Source organism: Exiguobacterium sp. s124 (genome assembly GCF_018617485.1).
Taxonomy (GTDB): Bacteria; Bacillota; Bacilli; order Exiguobacteriales; family Exiguobacteriaceae; genus Exiguobacterium; species Exiguobacterium aestuarii.
In genome coordinates, this window is sequence record NZ_JACSKH010000001.1 from 824,968 (window position 1) to 847,106 (window position 22,139).

A 22,139-nucleotide genomic window follows, 5' to 3' on the forward strand; every position below is an offset into this window, starting at 1 on the left:
TAGTATCGATGAATAAGACAAAGGAGATGTTTGGAATGGCTAGTCAAGGTGCACTCAATACGTTAAATAAGGAAGTCGCAAACTATGGTCTATTGTTTGTGAAACTTCATAATTACCACTGGTATATTAGTGGTCCTCACTTCTTTACGTATCATGAGAAACTCGAAGAGCTCTATAACTTAGTGGCGGAACTCTACGATGACGTGGCAGAGAGACTTCTCATGAACGACGGGGAACCGTTTGCGACGATGAAAGAGTACTTGGAACACTCGACGCTAAATGAAGGCGATCGTCATGCGGAAACGGATCAAATGATTAAAGATATCATCAACGACTTCAAACAAATTCGCCAAGAAATGCAAGATGCGATGGAAAACTTCGAAGACGGGGATGAGGCAATTGAAGATACGTTCGTCTCTCATATCGAGCGACTCGAGAAAGAGATTTGGATGATGTCTGCCGCACTCGGCAAAAAAACAAAATTATAAACATACAAATGGTGCGCCTGATGAAGGCACACCATTTGTATGTTATTTCAAGTTTTCTGGATTAAGTGGTTGCAATGAATCGATGACGAAACGTCCGTCTTTTCGGATGAGTTGATCGTCAAACCAGATCTCACCACCGCCGTAATCCGGGCGTTGGATGTTGACGAGGTCCCAATGGACAGATGAGTTGTTGCCATTATAAGCATCATCATACGCTTGACCTGGCGTGAAGTGGAAGCTACCGTCAATTTTCTCATCGAAGAGGATATCTTTCATCGGATGCTGGATGTATGGGTTCACACCGATTGCGAACTCACCGACATAACGAGCCCCTTCATCTGTGTTGAACACTTCATTGATCCGCTCTGTATCATTAGCCGTCGCGTCCACGATCTTACCGTCTTTGAACGTCAACTTCACATTTTCGAACGTGAACCCTTGGTATGGAGATGGTGTGTTATACGTGATCACGCCATTGACCGAATCTTTTACCGGTGCCGTGAACACTTCACCGTCTGGGATGTTCATTTGACCAGAGCACTTGATTGCCGGAATATCTTTAATTGAGAACGAGAGGTCCGTGCCTGGACCTTTCAATGTGACACGGTCCGTCTTGTTCATCAGTTCGACCAATGCGTCCATCGCACGGTCCATTTTGCCGTAGTCGAGTGTACATACGTTGAAGTAGAAGTCTTCGAACGCTTCTGTCGATTTACCTGCGAGTTGTGCCATCGATGGAGAAGGGTAACGAAGTACGACCCATTTCGTCCCTTTGACACGGTCTTCTGTATGCATTTTGCCGAGTGTGGCTCCGACGAGTTTTTGTTGCTCACTCGGGACGTCAGAGAGTTCGTTGATGTTATCACCGGCACGTAACCCGATGTACGCATCCATTGCCTGCATCTGTTTCCGTTCGATGTCGGCCATGAGTTCGAGTTGTTCACGGCTTGCGCCTGTGTACAATTTTCGTAAAATCCGGCTTTCTTTTAGTAAGACGAACGGATGACCACCTGCCTCATATGCTTTTTCGACGAGTGCCTCGACGAGCGATTCCTCTACACCAAAATTCTCGATCAGTACGTTTTCCCCCGGTTGTAACTTGACGGAATAATTGATTAAACCGTCTGCTAATTGTGTAATTCTTGGATCTCTCACACGACCACCCCTAATTATTTTTATGAATTTCTATTTTAGTGTAATCGAAAACATAAAAACGGGTAAAGGAATAATCAGACCGAATGGCGAAAACGGTTGTAGCAAATCTTTTCAGTCATAATGGTGCTATAATGAAACAAGAAACGATTGAATAGGAGGAATGGATTGAATGGAGATCACATTAGGAGGCATCGCCGGCCTGATTGCGGCCCTCGCGTTTGTCGTACTCGTCATCTTCTTGGCACGTGTCTTATCGAATGTAAACCGTACACTCGGTAGCGTCGCCAATACGACAGAAAACTTAGAACGCCAGCTCGACGGAATCACATTGGAAGTGACGGCGCTCTTACATAAGACGAACCGTCTCGTCGACAACGTGGAAGAAAAGACAGAGTTGCTCGCACCTGTTGCCCATGCACTCGATGAACTAGGAACTTCACTGAACGAGGTAACCGAATCGGTCCGTACCGTTTCAACTTCTGTCCACTCGGCAGCTGATGAAAACAAAGAACAGATTGCTCAAGCGGTTCGATGGGGATCGGTCGCGGTAGAATTGTTCAAGAAAAACAAACCAGAATCATCAACTACGAAAGAACGTCCACGTCGTCGTACACGACGTGAAAAGAAAGAGGAAACACCTGTATCGCCCGACATGATTAACACGGACGATACAATCAAATAACGATACATTGGGGAGGAACTAACACATGACAGACCAAAAGCAACCAACAGAACAGAATCAATCAAGCAGTGGATTTTTGACGGGTGTCATTCTCGGAGGGATTGTCGGAGCGGCTGTCGCATTGTTGACATCACCGAAAAGCGGACGTGAAGTGCGAACGTACCTAGACGAAAAGACATCTACATCGCGTGAACGATTGACTGTCAAATCGAAAGAAATGCGTGAGAAGGCAGAACCAGTCGTCGGTGAATGGATTAAAGTGGCGAGCGATAAAGCGGCACCGGTCCTCAATATCGTAAAAGATAAGGCGCGTGAAGCGGCCGAATTGAAACAACAGATGGACGAGGATGACCTCTCGATTGAAGAGGCGATGGAGAAAGCCGATCAACTCGTCGCGGAAGCGGAATCTGAAGTGAAAGAACAGATGGACCGTGCGGCTGAAGAAGAGACGATGGACTCATCGCTTGAGTCTGAGTCAGACGATTCACTCGAAGCACCTGTCAATGAGATGCTCGATGATGAATCGAAAGAAGAACTCGATGAGTTGAAGAAAGACCTTAAGAAAGAAGAGTAATACAGAAGGACCGAATACGTTCGGTCCTTTTTTTGGTGATTTTGTGACGTAGAAGGTTTCCTTATGACAAAGTGCACAAAGTTCGATATAATTAGGTTTCTGGAAAGAACGGCTTAAGAATGTGAGGGAAACGAATGAGTCCACAAGATCAATTGAATCGATTACGTCGAGAAATGGATGAATTGAACCATGAAATGCTCGACTTGCTGAGTCGACGTGGTGCACTTGCCGTCGAAATTGGAAAAATCAAACGTCTTCAAGGCGTCGAACGATACGACCCGGTCCGGGAACGAGAGATGCTCGATTTCATCGCAGCTTCGAATCAAGGACCGTTCGAAACGTCACGTCTTCAACATATTTTTAAAGAAGTATTCAAAGCGTCTGCTGAACTACAAGGCGAAGACCGGGATAAGACGTTACTCGTTTCACGTAAACGTCAACCGGAAGATACGTTGGTCCATGTGAAGGGCGTGACGATTGGGAATGGACGTCCGCAGCTTATTGCGGGTCCATGTGCCGTCGAATCGTTCGAACAAGTGAATGCGGTCGCAGAGAAACTCGCCTTGTCGGGTGTGAAAGTGATGCGAGGCGGGGCATACAAACCGCGTACGTCTCCGTATGACTTCCAAGGGTTAGGTTTTGAAGGGTTGAAAATGCTGAAGGCAGCAGCGGACCGTCATGATTTACGCGTCATCACGGAAATTATGACGCCAGGTGCAGTCGAGTCGGCATTGCCATATGTCGATATCATTCAAGTCGGTGCCCGGAATATGCAAAACTTTGATTTGTTGAAAGAAGTCGGTAAGACAGACAAGCCGGTCTTGTTGAAGCGTGGATTATCCGCTACAATCGAAGAGTTCATTTATGCGGCAGAGTACATCATGGCGAGTGGGAACAGCCAAGTCATCTTGTGCGAACGTGGAATTCGAACTTATGAACGTGCGACACGCAATACGTTAGATATCACGGCGGTGCCGATTTTGAAGCAAGAGACGCATTTACCTGTTATGGTAGACGTCACCCATTCGACAGGTCGTCGTGACTTGTTGTTGCCGGCTGCGAAAGCAGCGCTTGCCATCGGGGCGGACGGTGTAATGGTCGAGGTGCATCCGAATCCTGCCATCGCATTATCGGATGCGCAACAACAATTGGACTTCGATCAATTCGATCAATTTGTGGAAGGACTAACGGTCCAGTTTCCCCAACTTGATTTGGTGAAAAAGTAAGCTTTCCAAATGGAAACGTTTTATATCGCATGAAGACAGGGTAAATGGATGACAGATACCTGTCTTCCTTTTTTAAGACGTTTTATGAAAACTTTTTGAAAATCAGGACTTGTAGGAGGAGTAGTTTATGAATAGTAATAACGTAACGATTTACGATGTCGCACGAGAAGCCGGGGTGTCAATGGCGACCGTGTCTCGTGTCGTCAACGGAAACCCAAACGTCAAACCGACGACACGTAAGAAAGTACAAGATGCGATTGACCGCCTCGGTTATCGTCCGAACGCCGTCGCGCGTGGACTAGCAAGCAAGAAAACGACAACGGTCGGTGTCATCGTACCGGATATCTCGAACATTTTCTTCGCTGACTTAGCGCGAGGGATTGAAGATGTAGCGACGATGTACAAATACAACATCATCCTTGGAAACTCGGATTCAAGTCGTGACAAAGAAGTGCATTTACTGAATACGCTGTTAGGAAAACAAGTGGACGGCATCATCTTTATGGGTGGACGTTTGCATGAGGATCTCGTCGAAGAGTTTAAAAAATCGCCGGTTCCAATCGTTCTCGCAGCGACGTTGAACCAAGGATATGATCTCCCGGCCGTCAACATCGATTATGAACAAGCGGCTTATGACGCGACACAGATGTTGATCAACCACGGACATGACCGTGTTGGATTTATCACGGGACCACTCGAGCAACAGATCAATGGCGAGAAGAAATTCGCGGGATATCGTCGTGCCCTTGAAGATGCAGGTCTTCCATTCCACGACAACGATATGATTCTTGGGAATTACACGTACGCATCAGGTCTCGAAGCGATGCAAAAAATGTTGCAACGAGATGATTGCCCGAAAGCCATCTTTGCTGGGACAGATGAGATGGCCCTCGGTGTCATCCACGCGATTCAAGATGCTGGCTATTCAGTTCCGAACGACTTTGAAGTCGTCGGTCACGATAATACGCGTCTCGCGACGATGATTCGTCCGAAATTGACGACAGTCGTTCAACCGATGTACGACATCGGAGCCGTTGCGATGCGTCTCTTGACGAAAATCTTGAACGCAGAAGAAATTGAAGAGAAAAACGTCGTTCTTCCTCACCGAATCGAACGTCGTGACTCCCTTCGCCAAGACTAATCAAAAGCCTCCCCATCCGTCACAACATGTGTGGAAGGGGAGGCTTATTTTTATAGGTAAATTGATTTTCGGTCATTTGAGATAAACGGCCAGAAGGCACGCTTCGTAACTTCCCAGTTCTTCTCTTCGATTTGCTGACGCCTTGGGATATGGTCGAATGCGTAAAGGGAATCGTCCCAACGTGTGGGTAACGGTTGACCAGCGACACTTGACCATTGATCAATCCACTTGGTCGGGATTTCTCCAGCATAGGGTGCCTCTCTCGTCAGACCGGCCCATACTTGTGCCCATGCGCGCGGTACGGCACGGTACCAATCATAGCCGCCACCACCGAGCGCGACGAGGCGACCTTCTGTATATTCATCGGCTAGGCGTGAGGCAATCTGCGGAATTTGTTCGAATGTCCGAATCGACGACGCCAAATGGGTGAGCGGATCAAAGACATGGGCATCGGCACCATTTTGGGTCAGAATGATATCGGGTTTGAACCATTCGCACGCCTCTCGTAAAACCGTTTCATAGCATTTCAAGAACGAATCATCTTGGGTGAACGCATCGACCGGTACGTTCCAACTGTAGCCATATCCTTTGCCGTTCCCCCGTTCTGTCACCATTCCGGTACCGGGGAACAGGTAACGTCCCGTCTCGTGAATCGATAGTGTCATCACGTCATCATCGTCATAAAAGAGCCACTGGACGCCGTCTCCATGATGCGCATCGGTATCGACATAAAGGACGCGAGACCCGTATTGTTTCCTGACATGGGCAATTGCGACAGCTGCGTCGTTGTATACACAAAATCCTGATGCTTTGCGTCGCATACCATGATGTAACCCGCCTCCCACGTGAAAGGCACGCTCCGCTTTCCCGCTCGCCACGAGGTCGAGCGCATGAATCGTCCCGCCGACAAGACGAGCCGCTCCCTCATGAATGCTCGGGAAGATGGGTGTGTCTTCCGTGCCAAGACCAAACTTATTTGCTTTCAATGTAGAGAGTTCTCCTGCTGCCGCAGCTTGGACCGCTTCGATGTAGTCAAGGTCATGAACGAGTGCCAACTCATCCACCGAAGCGAGTGGAGGGGGCACGCATTCCGATTTGGAAAGTTTTCCGGCTGCAATCAGAAGGGATGTCGTCAATTCCAGTCGTAACGGATTGAACGGATGATCCTCATGAAAGCGATAAGACGTCTCGTCTTCGCCAAATATGTAAATCGGTCTCATCGCGACATCTCCGGACCGAGTACATCATAACCTTCACGTTTCAAGCGTTCGATGATTCGGAGTGGGTTCATCGTCTGGACACGGAATGAGATGATACGTTTATACGGATCGCTCGTCGGATGAACGAAGACGTTGATGATATTGACGTTCGTTTTGGCGAGGAGTCGGGTCACTTTTTCGAGTGTGCCGGTCGTATTTTCGACGAGAATCTCGATTTGCGAACTCGGTTCGAGTGCTCCGGTCAATTGTACGAAATAACGCAATAAATCGGTCTCCGTCAACACACCGACGAGTTTCCCTTGTTCGACGATTGGGAGACAGGTTAGTCGGTTTTCATAAAATAACGCAGCTGCATCTTCAAAGAAATCAAAAGGATGCGCGGTCGGTACCTCGGACCGCATGATACTCGATACAGGATTTTGAAAGTCCGCATTTTCACTTTCTGGATGAAAGACGCTCGTCGCGCCACTCATCTCGAATTGCCCGACAATCCCAACGACTTGTCGAGCAGGATTTGTCACAATCAAATGTCGGACACGATGTTCACGCATCAATTTTGCGGCATGGGCAATCGTATTGGTCGGTTGAATCGTCACGACATGTCGATTCATCATCTGTTCGATTAACATGAAATCCCCTCCTTAGTCGTACATAAATCGTCGGCGAAGACGAAGTGAATCAAAATGGTCGATTGATTCTTGGCGCACGTTTTTTCCGATGCGAGCCATTAAACAGTTGGCAGGATGAGAGGCAATTTCAGGATCGTCTGTCGGGAAGAAAACAAGTCCACCGTGATTCATCATCTTCTCCATGACTTTGCGATAATCCCAAATCGAGAGTCCGCTACCCTTCAAGTCCCAGTGCCAATAATATTCGGTCGTCAAAATTAAAAAGTCATCCATATGTGGGTCCATCATCGATACTTCGAGTAATTGTTTCCCGATTCGTTGACCACGGAAGCGAGGACTCACCTCGATTGCCCCGAGTTCAATGATGTATGGGTCGTTTCCTTCACTCCAACGCTCATAAGGGTCGGGGTAGAGGAACGTCACGTATCCAATCACGAGGTCGTCTTGCCTGGCGACGATGATTCTTCCTTCTTTTAACCCAGCAATATCGACGAGTGCCTCGTGCTGATCTTCCGGTTCACGAAAAGCTGTCAATCCTTCATCGAGACGATACGTCCGCAACACGTCAGGTGCCACCGGACCGTCAATCGTGACGTCACCTTGTGAGGTCTGCCACACTTTTGAATGATATTGTTTTTCCATAGGGTCACCACCTTTTCCACCTCTTATTATAGCGCTTTCATCAAGTAGGAATCATCCTGTTTTGATGAAATTGGAAATTCATTGATTTGTCATAATTTTAACACTATACTGAAAGTGGTTATACCAATCTTTACAGGGGAGGCGAATCTTTAGCGATGGAAAAATTGAAAGCGTTAACAGGGGAACATCAATTAGCGTCGTATGAAGAGGCTTGTCAGTCGTTTGAATGGACACAAGCAGAAGCTTTATTTTCTTGGAACTTGACGGGGAAAGTCAATTTGGCGTACGAAGCAATCGATCGCCATGCTGAAAGTGAATTGGCGACAAAAGTGGCATTGCTCTATTTCGATGGGGAGCGGGAAGAGCGCTACACGTATGCAGATATGAAGCAAGAGAGTAATCGTTCTGGTAATGTTCTGAAGTCGATTGGTGTGGATAAAGGCGACCGCGTCTTTATCTTTATGCCACGTCAGCCAGAACTTTATTTTATTTTACTTGGGGCCATCAAGCTCGGTGCGATCGTAGGGCCGTTGTTCGAGGCGTTCATGGAACAGGCGGTACATGATCGCTTGCTCGACTCTGAAGCAAAAGTGATCGTGACGACGAAAGAACTGTTGCCACGTGTACCGGTCGACCAGTTGCCACACCTTGAGACGATTTTACTCGTCGGTGATGATGTCGAAGAGTCGGGGAAAGTGCTCGACTATCGCAAACTGGCGAACGATGCGACGACAGATCTTGAATTGACATGGGTCGAACGAGAAGACGGTTTGATTTTACACTATACATCAGGTTCGACAGGGAAGCCAAAAGGGGTTCTTCACGTTCATAACGCCATGATTCAACATATGATGACTGGTAAATGGGTGCTTGACCTTCAGCCAGACGATATTTACTGGTGCACCGCTGACCCAGGATGGGTGACAGGGACAAGCTATGGTATTTTTGCACCGTTCTTGAACGGGGCGACGAACGTTATCGTCGGGGGACGATTCAATCCAGAATTTTGGTATTCAGTCATTGAACGATTCGGTGTGACGGTCTGGTATAGTGCACCGACGGCGTTCCGCATGCTTATGGGTGCGGGAGATGAGGCGTTTGAAAAGTATGACTTGTCGTCATTGCGTCATATTTTATCGGTCGGAGAGCCGTTGAATCCTGAAGTCATTCGTTGGGGAAACGAGGCGTTCGACCTCCGAATCCATGATACTTGGTGGATGACAGAAACGGGTGCGATGATGATTTGTAACTACCCGACGATGGACATCAAACCTGGTTCAATGGGGAAACCGATCCCAGGATGCGAAGCTGCCATTTTAGACGACCGTGGTCAACCACTTCCACCGCACCGAATGGGGAACTTGGCACTCAAAACGCCTTGGCCATCGATGATGCGGAAGATTTGGAAGAATGATGCGAAGTATGAGAGCTATTTCTGGGGAGATTGGTACGTATCTGGCGACTCGGCTTACATGGATGAAGACGGATACTTCTGGTTCCAAGGACGCGTGGATGACGTCATCATGACGGCTGGAGAACGCGTCGGACCATTTGAAGTAGAAAGTCGACTCGTGGAACATCCGGCTGTCGCTGAGGCGGGTGTTATCGGGAAACCGGATCCGATCCGAGGCGAAATCATCAAAGCGTTCATCGCGCTTCGGAAAGGCTATGAGCCATCGGATGAATTGAAACAAGAAATTCAGCAATTCGTCAAAGAAGGATTAGCTGCGCATGCGGCACCACGTGAAATCGAATTCAAAGACAAGCTTCCAAAAACACGAAGTGGTAAGATCATGCGTCGTGTCTTGAAAGCTTGGGAGTTGAACCTCGAGACAGGTGACCTCTCGACGATGGAAGATTGAGATATGAAAAAGGTCGACACGCGATGTGTCGACCTTTTGTTTATGCACCGTCCGAATCGGCGTTATCTTCAGCTGGTTGATCGGCTTCTTGTTGAGCTTCTTCTTCAGCTTTCTTCTTCGCTTCTTCCTCGGCCTTTTTCTTAGCGGCAGCTTCGGCTTCAGCTTTCTTCTTCGCTTCTTCCTCGGCCTTTTTCTTAGCGGCAGTTTCGGCTTCAGCTTTCTTCTTCGCCTCTTCCTCAGCCTTTTTCTTAGCGGCAGCATCGGCAGCGGCTTCTTGTTTCTTCTCTTCAGCCTCTTCCTTCGCTTCCTCCGCCTCTCGTTTCTTCTCTTCTTCTTCCTTCTTCTTCTCTTCCTCTTCTTTTTCTTTCTCTTCTACTTTCTTCTTCTCAGAGAATGAACCTGAGTCTTTGAAGTCTTTCGCTGTAACGCTTGAAGGTTGTTTGAAGCGAGTGCTTGATTTAAATACATCTGGGTTCGAGCTATATGCATTGTTAGCTAGTTGTGCCCACATACCCTGAGTCCGTTGATAGTAACTTCCATATCCACCACCAACGAATAATTCATGCTCAACGTCATACCCTGTCCAAACGGCTAACGTAACACCTGGGGTTGAACCAACAAGATACGAGTCCCTAAACTTTTGAGTGGTACCAGTTTTCCCTATCCAGTCGCCAGGGGCTTTTAGGAACGATTTTGCATATGTTGCAGTACCGGATGTATACACATCACGGAGCATATCTACAACGAGATATGCTGTGCGTTCTTCATAAATACGTGTCTTCTTCGCTTTGTGTTTGTAAATGACTTCTCCGTTATATTCGATGCTATCAACAATGTAAGGGTCAACATGTTCACCCATGTTTGCAAGCATGGCATAAGCGGATGCAAGATCGCGAAGTTTTACAGAGTTGACGCCTAATGCCATAGATGGGGCGCTTCTGACTTCGTCTGGAACATCAATTCCCATTTGAATGAGTTTTTCGGTGTTTCGGATAAATGATCCATCTTCTTCGTAGATCTTAACAGCTGGAACGTTACTCGATATTTTTAGAGCTTCCCTTACAGTCATTGGACCGCGATACGGTGGATTGTCATAATAGTTCTGAATAACTTTTGTATTAGGATTCGCACCATTTTTATATTTATATTCTTCATCAATAACGACAGTCTCAGGAGTTACAAGACCTTTTTCAATGGCATTCGGATATACCAAAATGGATTTAGCAGTCGACCCGATCTGTCGCTCCATCTTATACGCGCGGTTGAAGTCATCTGCTTTTCCATTTACATAACGGCCACCGACAAAACCGAGGATTTTACCAGTTTTGTTTTCGAGCATAATAGCAGCTGTTTGTTCGGGTCCTTTTTCAGGGTCCTTCACATTGTTTGGACCAAAGTTCCCATCATTTTTAGCGGGTTTTTGCATAGCTTCATAAATACCTTTATCTAGCGTCAAATTGATGTTGTAGCCGCCTTGACGTAGGGCGTTGTGCGCACGACGAGCATACGTACTAAGTACTTCATTCCGATCATCCGTACTTAATTCATTAATGTCGACTTTATCTTGTTCCAATAAATAGTCCCTTACAATAGAAAGAGATTCTTCTTCCGCCCACTGCACGACATACGGATACTTATCCCGTGGCTTCGACTGCGTCTTCATGAAGTCTTGCGTAATGTCGTAGTTATACGCTGCGTCATACTCTTCTTGCGTAATTTTCCCAGCGACGTACATCCGGTTCAAGACGGTCTTCATTCGGTTGACCGCACCTGACACATCTTCTTTAATGACTCCACCTTGATAGTAAGGCGTATAGAAGAACGGGTTTTTTGGAATACCTGCTAAAAATGCTGCTTGTGGAAGCGTCAATTTCTCAGCAGAAGTGTTGAAGACACCGTTCGCAGCGGCTTCGATTCCTGAAATGTTGCGTCCCATCGAGTTACGACCGAATGAGACGACGTTCAAGTAGGCATTTAAAATTTCATCTTTATCCATCGCTTTTTCAAGGCGGAGGGCAAGTAAAATTTCTTTTGCTTTCCGTTCGAACGATACCTCGTTCGTCAGCATTTGGTTTTTGATCAATTGTTGCGTCAAGGTCGAACCACCAGTACGATCCTCTGACCCTGTCGCTTCTTGTAAGATCGCGCGTAGTGTTGCTTTTGGCACGACTCCGTCGTGTTCATAGAACTCGACATCCTCTGTCGCGAGAAGTGCGTCGACAACGAACGGTGATACTTTTTCCATTGGGATTGGAACTCGGACTTCATCGGTCGTGTAGTTCCCGATTCGTTCTCCGCTCCCAAAATATATATTCGACGTCGACGTATACGTATTAATTTGTGACGTCATCGTTTTATAGGCAGGGGTCGGCATATCTTTAACAAGGGATGCGAAATATCCGACACCGATTCCGGCACCTAAAAATCCGATTAGTACAACAGAAATGATGGTGAGGAGTAAGACGTTCCACGACACATCATAAATCACATTGGCATAACGACGTGTTTTCATGGACGTCGGATTATTCCATAAGTCTTGAATCTTCTGCAGCATGACAGCCTCCTTAATATGGTGTAAAACTATTTTAGACAGTAATATATTCGATTATAGCACAATTTCAATCTACACCTTATCGTGAAAGGGATGTATCGTGCAAGTTTCGATATGGGAGTTGACAAGTTGAAAACGATGCTTATAAAATGAATAGCATAGTCAACGATAACATGACGCAGTGAAGAAAGCGAAGTAGTCGGTGGGCCTCTTGTCCAGAAAGCTAGTGGTTGCTGAGAACTAGCCAATGCCAAACGATGAATTACACTTTCAGAGCGTGCCTCCGGGCCGGTTCGAGACCGTTATCTCTCGCTCAAGCGGTCGCAAATTGCGACAAGTAGGGTGGTACCGCGGAATCTCCGTCCCTTCTCATATGAGAAGGGACGTTTTTTTATGTCAATTGAAGGAGTGGAACAGATGGAACTATTAAAAGATTTAGAGTTTCGAGGGCTTGTCAACCAAATGACAGATGAAGAAGGTTTAAAAGAACAACTGAAACAACCAACGACGTTGTACACGGGTTTTGACCCAACGGCAGACTCGCTTCATATCGGGCACTTGCTCCCGATTTTGACGCTAAAACGTTTCCAGCAAGCAGGCCATCAGGTCATCGCGCTCGTCGGAGGGGCGACGGGTATGATTGGAGACCCGTCTGGTCGTTCGGATGAACGTTCATTGAACACATTGGATACGGTCAAACTTTTCTCAGATCGCATCAAGGATCAGTTGAGCCGATTCCTTCCACTTGAAGGGGAAAACCCAATCACGATTCGCAACAACTACGAATGGACAGAAGAGATGTCAATCATCGACTTCCTCCGCGATATCGGAAAGCACTTCCCGATCAGTTACATGCTTGCGAAAGATTCGGTCGACTCGCGTATGGAGAACGGGATTTCTTACACAGAATTCTCATACATGTTGCTTCAATCTTACGACTTCCTGAAATTATACGAGACAGAGAAATGCCGTCTTCAAGTCGGCGGAAGTGACCAATGGGGGAACATTACGGCAGGTCTTGAATTGATTCGTCGTTTTGGTCATTCAGAAAAAGCGTTCGGTCTTACGGTTCCGCTTGTCACAAAGTCGGACGGACAAAAGTTCGGGAAGACGGCTGGCGGTGCGGTTTGGTTAGACGCTGACAAGACGTCACCATACGAGTTCTACCAGTTTTGGATCAACGTCGACGATGCGGATGTCATCAAGTTCATCAAATACTTCACGTTCATGTCGCATGAAGAGATTGAAGCGCTAGCGGCTGAAGTGGCAGAAGCGCCTGAGAAACGCGTGGCACAGCGCCGTCTTGCAGAAGAAATGACGAAACTCGTCCACGGAGAAGCGGGACTTGAGCAAGCGGAACGCATCACGAAAGCGTTCTTTAGCGGAGATTTGACTTCGCTTAAACCAGAAGACATGGAAGACGCATTTAAAGGAATGCCACAATTCGAACTCGACGGAGAGCGCAATATTGTCGACCTCCTCGTCGAAGCGAAAATCTCACCATCGAAACGTCAAGCACGTGAAGACGTGACGAACGGAGCGATTTACTTGAACGGTGAACGTGAACAAGCGCTCGATAAAGTCGTGACACGCGAAGACACGCTCGGTGAATTTACAATCATTCGTCGCGGTAAGAAGAAATACTTTGTGATTCGTCACGTATGATGACTACGTCCGTTCCTCATTTGTTGAGGAATGGACGTTTTTTGATGCATGCCGAGCAGGCTGAATTTGATAAAATGGAGAAAGAGGAGGGCTAAAGATGGAAATCGAAGAATTTTTCGGCGATCAATTCCAGCAATGGCGCGAGCACTTCCGCTATTACGAAATGGCAATCACGGAGCTCGAGAGCGACCTTGGAATCATCGACTTGGATTGGCAGACGAGGCTCGGTTATTCACCGATTGAACACGTGAAGACGAGAATGAAGACGTTACCGTCCATCGTGCGCAAAATGAAGCGAAAAGATTTACCTTTAGAGGTTTCTGCACTTTGGGAACATGTACACGATGTGGCAGGAATCCGAATTGTCACGAGCTTCCGTGATGATATTTATGAGATTTTGAGACATTTAGAGGCGCGAGATGATTTAGACATCATCGAAGTCAAAGATTATATCGAACATCCGAAGCCGAGCGGGTATCGGAGTTTACATCTGATTGTGAAGACGAAAGTCTATTTGGCGGAACGAATCATCTGGGTACCAGCTGAGATTCAAATACGCACGCTCGCCATGGATTTTTGGGCAGCGACGGAACATAAGCTTCAATATAAATACCAGCATGACGTACCGGAATCATCTAAAGAAGAGTTAATAGAGGCAGCACTTATGGCAGATGCCCTCGATACACAGATGGGACGCATTCGACATGAGATATTAAAGAAATAAAAAAATCCCCTTCGGAAGAAGGGGATTAAAAGCATTAACGTGAGTAGTACTCGACGATCAATTGCTCTTTGATTTGGTCGTTGAGTTCAGCGCGTTCTGGGAGACGTACGAATGTACCTTCGAGTTTCTCAGCGTCAAACGATACGAAGTCTTTTGTAGCTGGTGCTACTTCAAGAGCTTCAGCGATTGCTTTAACGTTTTTCGACTTTTCGCGAACTGCGATAACTTGACCTGGTTTTACGCGGTAAGACGCGATGTCTACGCGTGATCCGTCAACTGTGATGTGACCGTGGTTGACGAGTTGGCGTGCTCCACGACGTGTGCGAGCGAGACCGAAACGGTAAACGAGGTTGTCAAGGCGTGATTCGAGCAAGAACATGAAGTTCTCACCGTGGATGCCTGGCATTTTACCAGCATCGTTGAAGATGCGGCGGAATTGCTTCTCGTTCACTCCGTACATGTGACGAAGTGCTTGCTTCGCTTGAAGCTGAAGACCGTATTCTGAGATTTTCTTACGACCATTTCCATGTTGACCTGGTGCGTAAGGACGTTTTACTAATTCTTTACCCGTTTCGCTAAGCGAGATGCCTAAGCGACGCGAGAGTTTCCAAGCTGGACCTGTGTAACGAGCCATGATTGGACTCCTCCTTGTTGTTCATGTATTTTGCACAAAAGAACAACGGTGTCAAAGACGAGTAACGCCCCTTTCAAGGTGCAAGCACCTTCACTTGATAGCGAAGCTACGAGATGCCCCTCCGACAAAAGTCGAGGCCCGAAAGGTGGATACGTTTGTCAATGACTGCTATCGTCATTTCATGCACAAAGATGAGTATACGATGAAAGTAATCGCTTGTCAATCAAATAAAGCGAAGTAACGTCTCACAAAAACGCTCGAGGCCTTCACGGTCGATTTCAGAGAAACGATCAAATTCTGGACTGTCGATATCGAGGACGCCGATTGTTTTCCCATCGCGTACAAGCGGGACTACAATTTCAGAGTTCGAAGCCGCATCACAAGCGATGTGTCCCGGGAATTGATGGACGTCAGCGACGAGTTGCGTTTCTTGTGTAGCCGCGGCTGTTCCGCACACGCCTTTTCCGAATGCGATATGCACACAAGCTGGAAGACCTTGGAAAGGACCGAGAATCAAGCTATCCTCAGAGTTTGTTACATAAAAGCCGACCCAGTTGATTTGGTCTAAAAATTGATTCAATAAAGCACTAGCGTTGGCAAGGTTGGCAACCGTATTTGTTTCGCCTTCTAATAAGGCAGCGAGTTGTTTATTTAAGAGTTCATAACCGGCCGCTAAATCGCCAGAATAGGATGTCGTTTGGAACATGCTGAATCCCCTCCATCTTTCTTGTTTTTTGAATTTAGCATTATGGTACACGCAAATTTCGGATTTGTCTTGCCTGAAAGTTCCGAAAAAATGAACAATCTCCACTGAAACCATTGGAAAACCTATGCAAATCACTGGTTCTATAATATGATTAGGTATATCTATTCTTATAAAATACTTCTTTTTTATATAAGGTACATAAAAGGTACATAAGTCCACGAAAGCGGCTTGGAGGTTGTGACAAAGATGGATTACGGAATTTATGGATTAATCATTGGAATCATCGTCGTCGTATTAGGCGGTATGTTGGGGAGTATGCTCATTCGAAGGAATTTTTACCAAAAAATCGATGACTTGGATATGAGGAAACAAAGTGTGCTCAGCGCGAGCATACCGGTTGAACTTCAAAAGTTCAAGCAGTGGCCAATGGAAGGGGAAACGAAAGAAAAGTTTGATCGTTGGCATCAATCTTGGGATGAATTGGTCAGTGTGCATGCAGGTCAAATCGATGAAGCGTTATACCGGGCCGAGGAAGACTTGGATAAATATCGCTTTATGAAAGTGAAGGCAGACTTGAATGCGACAGAGCAACTCATCGAAGAACTCGAGACGATGGTACACGCCATGCTCGATGAGATGGATGAATTCACGACACACCACACTTCGCTTATGGACATTGTGAAGCAAGACGAAAAGGAATTGTATCAGTTCCGCAAGACATTGAATTCACAAAATCATGCGTTCGGACCGACATATACGCTTGTTGAACAAGAAATTGCCGCCGCCGAGGCGAAACGCAGTGAAATGATCAACTTGAAACAAATCGGTCAAGTATCTGAAGCGTTTGAGACTGGACAATCCTTGTCAGATCAAGTCGGTCACATTCGTGAATTGATTCGAATCATTCCACAATTCGTACGTACGGTACAAGTGGAGTTAAAACAACAACTTCAACAGTTACGGTCTGGACATAAGGAAATGCAAATGGACGGGTACGCGCTCGAACCGCTCGGGTTGATGGATGAAATCGATCAAGCGGAAGAGCGTCGTGAGGAACTGATGGCTCGAATCGAACGATTGGAATTTGATCACTTTGAAGAGGATATGCAACAGTTGAGTTCCGATATCGACCAGCTGTTTGAAGCGTTCCGAACGGAAGTCGATGCGCGCCAATACGTGAAAAAAGAATTTGCAACGATTCAGGAGCGTGAGCGTCAGTCTGCTGAAGTCATGAACAGCCTGCAATCGGAAATGTCTCGACTCGTCAGTAACTATGAGATTAACGCTCGCGTCGGTGAAGAGTTTGAACAGCTCGAGCGCGAGCGGACGACACTCACTGCGAACGTACTTGATATCGAACAAGCGCTCGTCGCCCAAATGTTACCGTTCAGCATGATTAAATCGAAAGTCCAAGAAGCGAAACGTTCGCTCGATCAATTCAATGCCATGCACGAACGATTCATCGAGGATACGAATTCGTTACGAAAAGAAGAACTCGAAGTACGACATAAGCTCGAAACATGGAAGAAAGAATTGTCAGCGCATCGACGCCTCTTGGCGAAAAGTGCGATGCCTGTCGTCCCGAATGACTTATCCAACGACTTACGCCAACTTCAAAAAGGTGTCCAGTCGTTAGATGAACAGTTCGATAAAGCGCCATTCAATATGACGTATATCGTAGGGCTCAGTCATGATGTGGAAGAAATGATGGATCATTTCCGCGACCGTGTCCATGCGCTCATTCGTCAAGTGACGTATGCTGAACAGTTGTTACAATACGCCAACCGATTCCGTCGTCGTGACAACGAAGTACACATCGCTTTGACACTTGCAGAAAACAAGTTTTTGCATGGTGAGTACGGAACTGCCGTTGAAATCGGTGAGCGTGTGCTTGGTCGATTCGAAGAGGAAGGTGCGCACGAGATTCGTCGCCGTGTCGATCAAGGATTGGAACAGCAAGAGTTGCTAAAAAAATAAACAATGCATGAAGATTGACGGAAACGGGAAAAACGTAGACGTCAATCTTTTTTCAATCAAGGAGGAATCGTCAGATGGGTACGTTATGGGTTAATGGAAACATCTATACGTTGAATAAACCGGGTGAGATGATGCGTGCCATGTTTGTAGAACATGGTCGTATATTAAAAATGGGGGAAGAAGGACATCTCCGTCGTACATACGCCGGTCGAATTGAGGAGATTGTGAACTTAGAAGGAAAGAGTGTCTATCCTGCCTTCACAGACTCACACATTCACCTCGTCGGTTACGGAGAAGCGTTAGATCGTGTCGATGCAAGCGAGGCGACCAACCTTCGAGAATTACTTGAGACGATGAAACAACAAGGGTCGGATGACGACTGGGTGGTGGCAGAAGGCTTTGATGATCGGTTACTTGGTGAAATGCCGACGCGTGACATGATTGACGAAGTCATTTCGGATCGTCCTGTCGTATTGAAGCGTGTGTGCCGACATGTGGCAGTGGTAAACTCGAAAGGTCTTGAGCGACTTGGCTTGATCCATCACACGGTCATCGAAGGTGGGAAGCTCGGTCGGGACGACGAAGGGAAGTTGAATGGTGTCTTATATGATGCTGCGCTCGACCTCTTATATAAAGAGTTGAGTGGAAACCGAAAGAAAAATGCGGCCTCGCTGCGACGGGCGATCGACTCGTTGTTCGCGCACGGTATCGTCGGAGCCCATACCGAAGACTTGTTCTATCATGGAGACCCACTTGAAACGATTCAAGCGTATGAGGACGTGCTGGGGGAAATGCCATTCCAAGCGCACCTTCTCGTTCATGAGCAAGTCGTAGACCGTGTGATTCAACATGACGCGATGACAAAGCGAAAACGGTTTGATTTTGGGGCGATGAAGTTGTTCGTGGATGGTTCATTTGGTGGTCGCACCGCCCTCTTGTCCGCTCCATACGCAGACGACCGGGGACAGCGTGGAATCGAAGTCCACCGACCGGATCATCTAGAGGCGCTCGTGAAAAAGGCGCGAACATACGGGATGAATGTCGCCGCCCACGTCATTGGGGATGCAGCCGTTGAACAGTTTGTCAGCCTACTCGAGAAGTACCCTGCTAAAAAAGGGACACGCGACCGAATTATTCACGCTTCCTTGTTGAACGATTCGTTGATCAAACGCATCAAGTCATTGCCTGTCCTGATTGACGCGCAACCGGTCTTCCTTTCAGACGACTTGGACATGTTGTTTGAACGACTAGGGAATGAGCGCGTTCACGACGTGTATCGGTTCAAATCACTCCTCGATACGGGGGCACTCCTATTAGGAGGAAGTGATGCTCCGATTTCATCCGTCGATGTTCGAAAAGGATTGTTCGGTGCAGTGGCAAGACAGTCATTTAAAGGATCGAGCACGTTAAACCCAAGCGAACGCCTGTCCATGTATGAGGCGCTTCGGAGCTTTACGTATTCGCCACATGTCGCGACGGGCACTCACGGGAGAAACGGGTTATTGATTCAAAGTTACAACGCGAACTTCACGGTGTGGGACGAAGATTTCTTCACATTACAGGGAGAAGACATCCTTCATAATCGTCTAGCCATGACGGTCGTCGAAGGAAAGCCGGTATATGAGGCAGAAGTCGTCACATCGTAAACTAAAGAGGAGCCGATTGATCCAACTAGGGTCAACCGGCTCCTCTTGTGTATTAGAAGAATGAACGTTGTACTTTATGCCAGAACGAGTTCGTGCGTAGCTTGACAGTCTTAATGACTTTGTCAGAGAGTTCGATGTCGATTCGGTCCGTGTACTTCAAACTGAGCGCTTCGTTATCCATACCGATGATCGGGTAATCGTTTCCGTCTTCAACGATGCGAAGCGATAACTTCCGCGATTCGTGGACGATAAAGGAAGAGCCGAGTGTACGGTAACGGTTATTGTTGACCGAAGCGATTTCACTGACTTGCATACATGGAATGAGCGGGTCAACGACCGCGCCACTCAACGATTTGTTATACGCAGTTGAACCGGTCGGAGTCGACACAACCATTCCGTCCCCACGGAATGTCTCGAAGTGCAAGTCATCAATATAGACTTCGATGGCGAGTGATTTAATGATACTCGATTTAATGGAAGCTTCATTTAAACAAAGAAGCGGTGTTGATTCGTTAATCGATGCAGAGAGTAGTGGATACTTGCGTACTTCTAGACCTTCTTCGATTCGCGTCGAGTTGTCCGAGAAGAGGCGGTCGACTTCATCGAGTTTATGTATGTCAAAGTCACAATAAAACTCGTTCAATCCGCGTCCAAATCCGACATAAATGGCATCTTGACGAAAACCAGTATAGCGAACGGCCTGTAAAAAGGCGCCGTCTCCACCGACCGCAGCGATGATATTCGCATCTTCCGGTTGATTGACGATGTTAAACCCGTGTTTTTCCCCGATTTCTTTTAGTTTCTTCACTTCTTTAGTGAATTCGTTGACGTTACGATGGTACAAATAGACGTTATTTCTCATCTGAGTCATCCCCTTTGTCAATGGTGTCCCTCTTATTATAACGTGTTTCCTTCAACCAATATAGGGAAAACTGAAACAGAGCCAAAAGCAGGAAGTTTGTCAAAGGCTCAATTTCATCGATATGATGAGAAGGTAACTACAACAAAGGGGATGAGTTCATGCCAACATTTAAAGGGAACAACGTGACTTTACAAGGAAATCCGGTAAAAGTGGGGGACCAGGCTCCTGACTTCCGCGCTTTGACGACAGCTCTAGAAGAAGTGACATTAGCAAGCTATCCGGGGAAAAAATTGATCAGTGTCATTCCTTCTATTGATACAGGCGTATGTGACGCACAAACGCGTGAGTTCAACGAGAAAGCATCATCACTTGGTGGAACAGTCTTGACTGTATCAAACGACCTGCCATTCGCACAGCGTCGCTGGTGCTCAGCCTCAGGTCTAGACAACGTGGTCACACTCTCTGACCACCGTGATTTATCATTTGCGAAAGCGTACGGCGTATTAATTGAAGAAATGCGTCTTCTCGCTCGTTCGGTGTTCGTCGTCGACTCAAACGGCGTCGTCCAGTACGTTCAATATATGGATGAAATGACGGATGAAGTCGATTTCGAAGCAGCACTCAAGGCGTTCGAACAAGCGAATTGATTCGTTTGGCGAAATTGATTAAAATAGCTTACACTAGTACGTGAACCGACCGGTCCTCTTATGGGGGCCGGTTTTGTATGGAAAGGATGAACGAAAATGGAACGTTTTGAACAACTGTATCGTGATTGGAAGAAAGAAGCGAAAAAACTTGTCAACGACCTTGATGTATTACCGATTGAGGCACTCGTGCAAGTGTTTGACCATGTCGACATCGAAAATGAGAAGATGGATGACGTGCGAAAAGCCGTCAGTCTACTCGTGCTCGAAGAAACGACGCAACTCCCACCGAACAACCAACCGACACCGGATGCGGTCAGCTTGTTCATGGGCTATTTGGCAACGAAGTTACTCAAGGATGGCGCGACGATTCTTGATCTTGGGAGCGGAACGGGCACGTTGACGTATGCGGTCCTCTCGCAATTGAAAGAAGCGACTGCACAAGCGGTCGAAGTCGATGAATTGTTACTTCGTCTCTCCTATTCGATTAGTAACTTATTAGGAGAGCCGGTTTCATACTTCCATCAAGACGCGCTCGCCCCGCTATTCGTCGAACCGAGCGATTTGTCACTTGCCGATTTACCAATCGGTTACTATCCGAACGATGAAGTCGCAGCCGAGTACGATATGAAACGTGACGAAGGACATGCCTATTCTCATTTCTTGATGATGGAGCAGGCGATTCGTCATACGAAACCGGGTGGACACGGATTGTTCGTCATTCCGAACAATTTGTTTGAACAGGATGACGAAGGGAAATTAAAACAGTGGATGGACCGTGAAGCGGTTGTCAAAGGTGTAATCCAACTTCCGACGACGATGTTCAAAGACGAGCGCTATGCGAAAAGTTTGTTGCTCCTTCAAAAAGTAGGGGAGGGCGTCACACGTCCGAAACAAGCCTTATTCGTTGAGCTTCCGTCATTCACGGATGTCCGAGCGGTTGCCAATGTAGTGAAACAGATTGATGATTGGTTCAAAACAACGCAAAAATAATAGACAAAATACTTGAAAAAGGTATTCAAAATCAAGTATCTTCATTATGATACAGTTATCAGTTTTAAATTGAACAGATAAAGAAACGCGTTTAAAACGAAAGGTAAGAGGTGTATGA

20 protein-coding genes and 1 other annotated feature are annotated in these 22,139 nt (G+C 46.8%); of the genes, 12 read left to right on the forward strand and 8 right to left on the reverse strand.

The window, feature by feature from the left end; translation table 11 throughout:
• Nucleotides 1-35: 35 nt before the first annotated feature.
• A complete protein-coding gene (locus KNO85_RS04350) occupies nucleotides 36-488 on the forward strand; it encodes a Dps family protein (protein ID WP_214787254.1) in 453 nt (150 codons plus the stop codon).
• Nucleotides 489-530: 42 nt separating this feature from the next.
• Here the strand turns inward: KNO85_RS04350 and KNO85_RS04355 are convergent, their stop codons facing one another.
• On the reverse strand, nucleotides 531-1,643 hold the full coding sequence (locus KNO85_RS04355) for an aminopeptidase (protein WP_214787255.1): 1,113 nt from the start codon (nucleotides 1,641-1,643) through the stop codon (nucleotides 531-533).
• A gap of 169 nt (nucleotides 1,644-1,812) precedes the next feature.
• Between KNO85_RS04355 and KNO85_RS04360 the strand changes: the two genes are divergently transcribed.
• The 4 genes from KNO85_RS04360 to ccpA all read left to right on the forward strand — a co-directional run bounded on the left by KNO85_RS04360 (nucleotide 1,813) and on the right by ccpA (nucleotide 5,266).
• The gene (locus tag KNO85_RS04360; RefSeq protein ID WP_214787256.1) at nucleotides 1,813-2,325 is read left to right on the forward strand and encodes a DUF948 domain-containing protein; all 513 of its coding nucleotides are present in this window, start codon (nucleotides 1,813-1,815) and stop codon (nucleotides 2,323-2,325) included.
• Nucleotides 2,326-2,350: 25 nt separating this feature from the next.
• On the forward strand, nucleotides 2,351-2,899 hold the full coding sequence (locus KNO85_RS04365) for a YtxH domain-containing protein (protein ID WP_214787257.1): 549 nt from the start codon (nucleotides 2,351-2,353) through the stop codon (nucleotides 2,897-2,899).
• A 134-nt stretch (nucleotides 2,900-3,033) separates the two neighbouring features.
• Nucleotides 3,034-4,125, forward strand: a complete 1,092-nt coding sequence (locus KNO85_RS04370) for a bifunctional 3-deoxy-7-phosphoheptulonate synthase/chorismate mutase (RefSeq protein ID WP_214787258.1) — start codon at nucleotides 3,034-3,036, stop codon at nucleotides 4,123-4,125.
• 127 nt (nucleotides 4,126-4,252) lie between these two features.
• Entirely contained in the window at nucleotides 4,253-5,266 is a 1,014-nt protein-coding gene (gene ccpA, locus KNO85_RS04375; protein WP_074033452.1) for a catabolite control protein A, read from the forward strand.
• 50 nt (nucleotides 5,267-5,316) lie between these two features.
• Here the strand turns inward: ccpA and KNO85_RS04380 are convergent, their stop codons facing one another.
• The 3 genes from KNO85_RS04380 to KNO85_RS04390 are packed head-to-tail and all read right to left on the reverse strand — an operon-like array spanning nucleotide 5,317 to nucleotide 7,757.
• The gene (locus KNO85_RS04380; RefSeq protein WP_214787259.1) at nucleotides 5,317-6,486 is read right to left on the reverse strand and encodes an acetoin utilization protein AcuC; all 1,170 of its coding nucleotides are present in this window, start codon (nucleotides 6,484-6,486) and stop codon (nucleotides 5,317-5,319) included.
• Nucleotides 6,483-7,115 carry an acetoin utilization AcuB family protein gene (locus KNO85_RS04385; RefSeq protein ID WP_012726747.1) on the reverse strand — a complete coding sequence of 211 codons (633 nt, stop codon included), beginning with the start codon at nucleotides 7,113-7,115 and terminating at the stop codon, nucleotides 6,483-6,485. The genes KNO85_RS04380 and KNO85_RS04385 overlap by 4 nt, the downstream gene beginning before the upstream one ends.
• Before the next feature lie 12 nt (nucleotides 7,116-7,127).
• Nucleotides 7,128-7,757, reverse strand: a complete 630-nt coding sequence (locus KNO85_RS04390) for a GNAT family N-acetyltransferase (RefSeq protein ID WP_214787260.1) — start codon at nucleotides 7,755-7,757, stop codon at nucleotides 7,128-7,130.
• A gap of 155 nt (nucleotides 7,758-7,912) precedes the next feature.
• Here KNO85_RS04390 and acsA point away from each other — a divergent pair, with 155 nt between their 5' ends.
• The gene (gene acsA / locus KNO85_RS04395) at nucleotides 7,913-9,619 is read left to right on the forward strand and encodes an acetate--CoA ligase (RefSeq protein ID WP_214787262.1); all 1,707 of its coding nucleotides are present in this window, start codon (nucleotides 7,913-7,915) and stop codon (nucleotides 9,617-9,619) included.
• 40 nt (nucleotides 9,620-9,659) lie between these two features.
• On the opposite strand, the gene KNO85_RS04400 is transcribed toward acsA, so the two are convergent.
• Nucleotides 9,660-12,173, reverse strand: a complete 2,514-nt coding sequence (locus tag KNO85_RS04400) for a transglycosylase domain-containing protein (RefSeq protein WP_214787265.1) — start codon at nucleotides 12,171-12,173, stop codon at nucleotides 9,660-9,662.
• Nucleotides 12,174-12,342: 169 nt separating this feature from the next.
• Nucleotides 12,343-12,540 (forward strand) — a binding site (T-box leader).
• Between the two features lie 47 nt (nucleotides 12,541-12,587).
• On the opposite strand from KNO85_RS04400, the gene tyrS reads away from it, so the two are divergent.
• Complete coding sequence (gene tyrS, locus KNO85_RS04405) at nucleotides 12,588-13,835, forward strand: tyrosine--tRNA ligase (protein WP_214787267.1); 1,248 nt, start codon at nucleotides 12,588-12,590, stop codon at nucleotides 13,833-13,835.
• A 97-nt stretch (nucleotides 13,836-13,932) separates the two neighbouring features.
• Nucleotides 13,933-14,559 carry a GTP pyrophosphokinase gene (locus tag KNO85_RS04410; protein ID WP_214787269.1) on the forward strand — a complete coding sequence of 209 codons (627 nt, stop codon included), beginning with the start codon at nucleotides 13,933-13,935 and terminating at the stop codon, nucleotides 14,557-14,559.
• 34 nt (nucleotides 14,560-14,593) lie between these two features.
• Here KNO85_RS04410 and rpsD read toward each other — a convergent pair whose 3' ends face one another.
• Together rpsD and KNO85_RS04420 are read right to left on the reverse strand one after the other, a co-directional pair.
• A complete protein-coding gene (rpsD, locus tag KNO85_RS04415) occupies nucleotides 14,594-15,193 on the reverse strand; it encodes a 30S ribosomal protein S4 (RefSeq protein WP_074033444.1) in 600 nt (199 codons plus the stop codon).
• Between the two features lie 223 nt (nucleotides 15,194-15,416).
• Nucleotides 15,417-15,899 (reverse strand): GAF domain-containing protein, encoded by a 483-nt coding sequence (locus KNO85_RS04420; protein WP_214787271.1) that lies wholly within the window; start codon nucleotides 15,897-15,899, stop codon nucleotides 15,417-15,419.
• Between the two features lie 246 nt (nucleotides 15,900-16,145).
• On the opposite strand from KNO85_RS04420, the gene ezrA reads away from it, so the two are divergent.
• Both ezrA and KNO85_RS04430 read left to right on the forward strand, forming a co-directional pair.
• Nucleotides 16,146-17,876, forward strand: a complete 1,731-nt coding sequence (gene ezrA / locus KNO85_RS04425; protein WP_214787273.1) for a septation ring formation regulator EzrA — start codon at nucleotides 16,146-16,148, stop codon at nucleotides 17,874-17,876.
• A gap of 74 nt (nucleotides 17,877-17,950) precedes the next feature.
• On the forward strand, nucleotides 17,951-19,522 hold the full coding sequence (locus tag KNO85_RS04430) for an amidohydrolase (RefSeq protein ID WP_214787275.1): 1,572 nt from the start codon (nucleotides 17,951-17,953) through the stop codon (nucleotides 19,520-19,522).
• A 52-nt stretch (nucleotides 19,523-19,574) separates the two neighbouring features.
• Here the strand turns inward: KNO85_RS04430 and KNO85_RS04435 are convergent, their stop codons facing one another.
• Nucleotides 19,575-20,393, reverse strand: a complete 819-nt coding sequence (locus tag KNO85_RS04435) for an NAD kinase (RefSeq protein WP_214694006.1) — start codon at nucleotides 20,391-20,393, stop codon at nucleotides 19,575-19,577.
• 149 nt (nucleotides 20,394-20,542) lie between these two features.
• Between KNO85_RS04435 and tpx the strand changes: the two genes are divergently transcribed.
• Together tpx and KNO85_RS04445 are read left to right on the forward strand one after the other, a co-directional pair.
• Entirely contained in the window at nucleotides 20,543-21,031 is a 489-nt protein-coding gene (gene tpx, locus KNO85_RS04440; RefSeq protein WP_214787277.1) for a thiol peroxidase, read from the forward strand.
• 96 nt (nucleotides 21,032-21,127) lie between these two features.
• The gene (locus KNO85_RS04445; protein ID WP_214787279.1) at nucleotides 21,128-22,021 is read left to right on the forward strand and encodes a class I SAM-dependent methyltransferase; all 894 of its coding nucleotides are present in this window, start codon (nucleotides 21,128-21,130) and stop codon (nucleotides 22,019-22,021) included.
• Nucleotides 22,022-22,139: the final 118 nt, after the last annotated feature.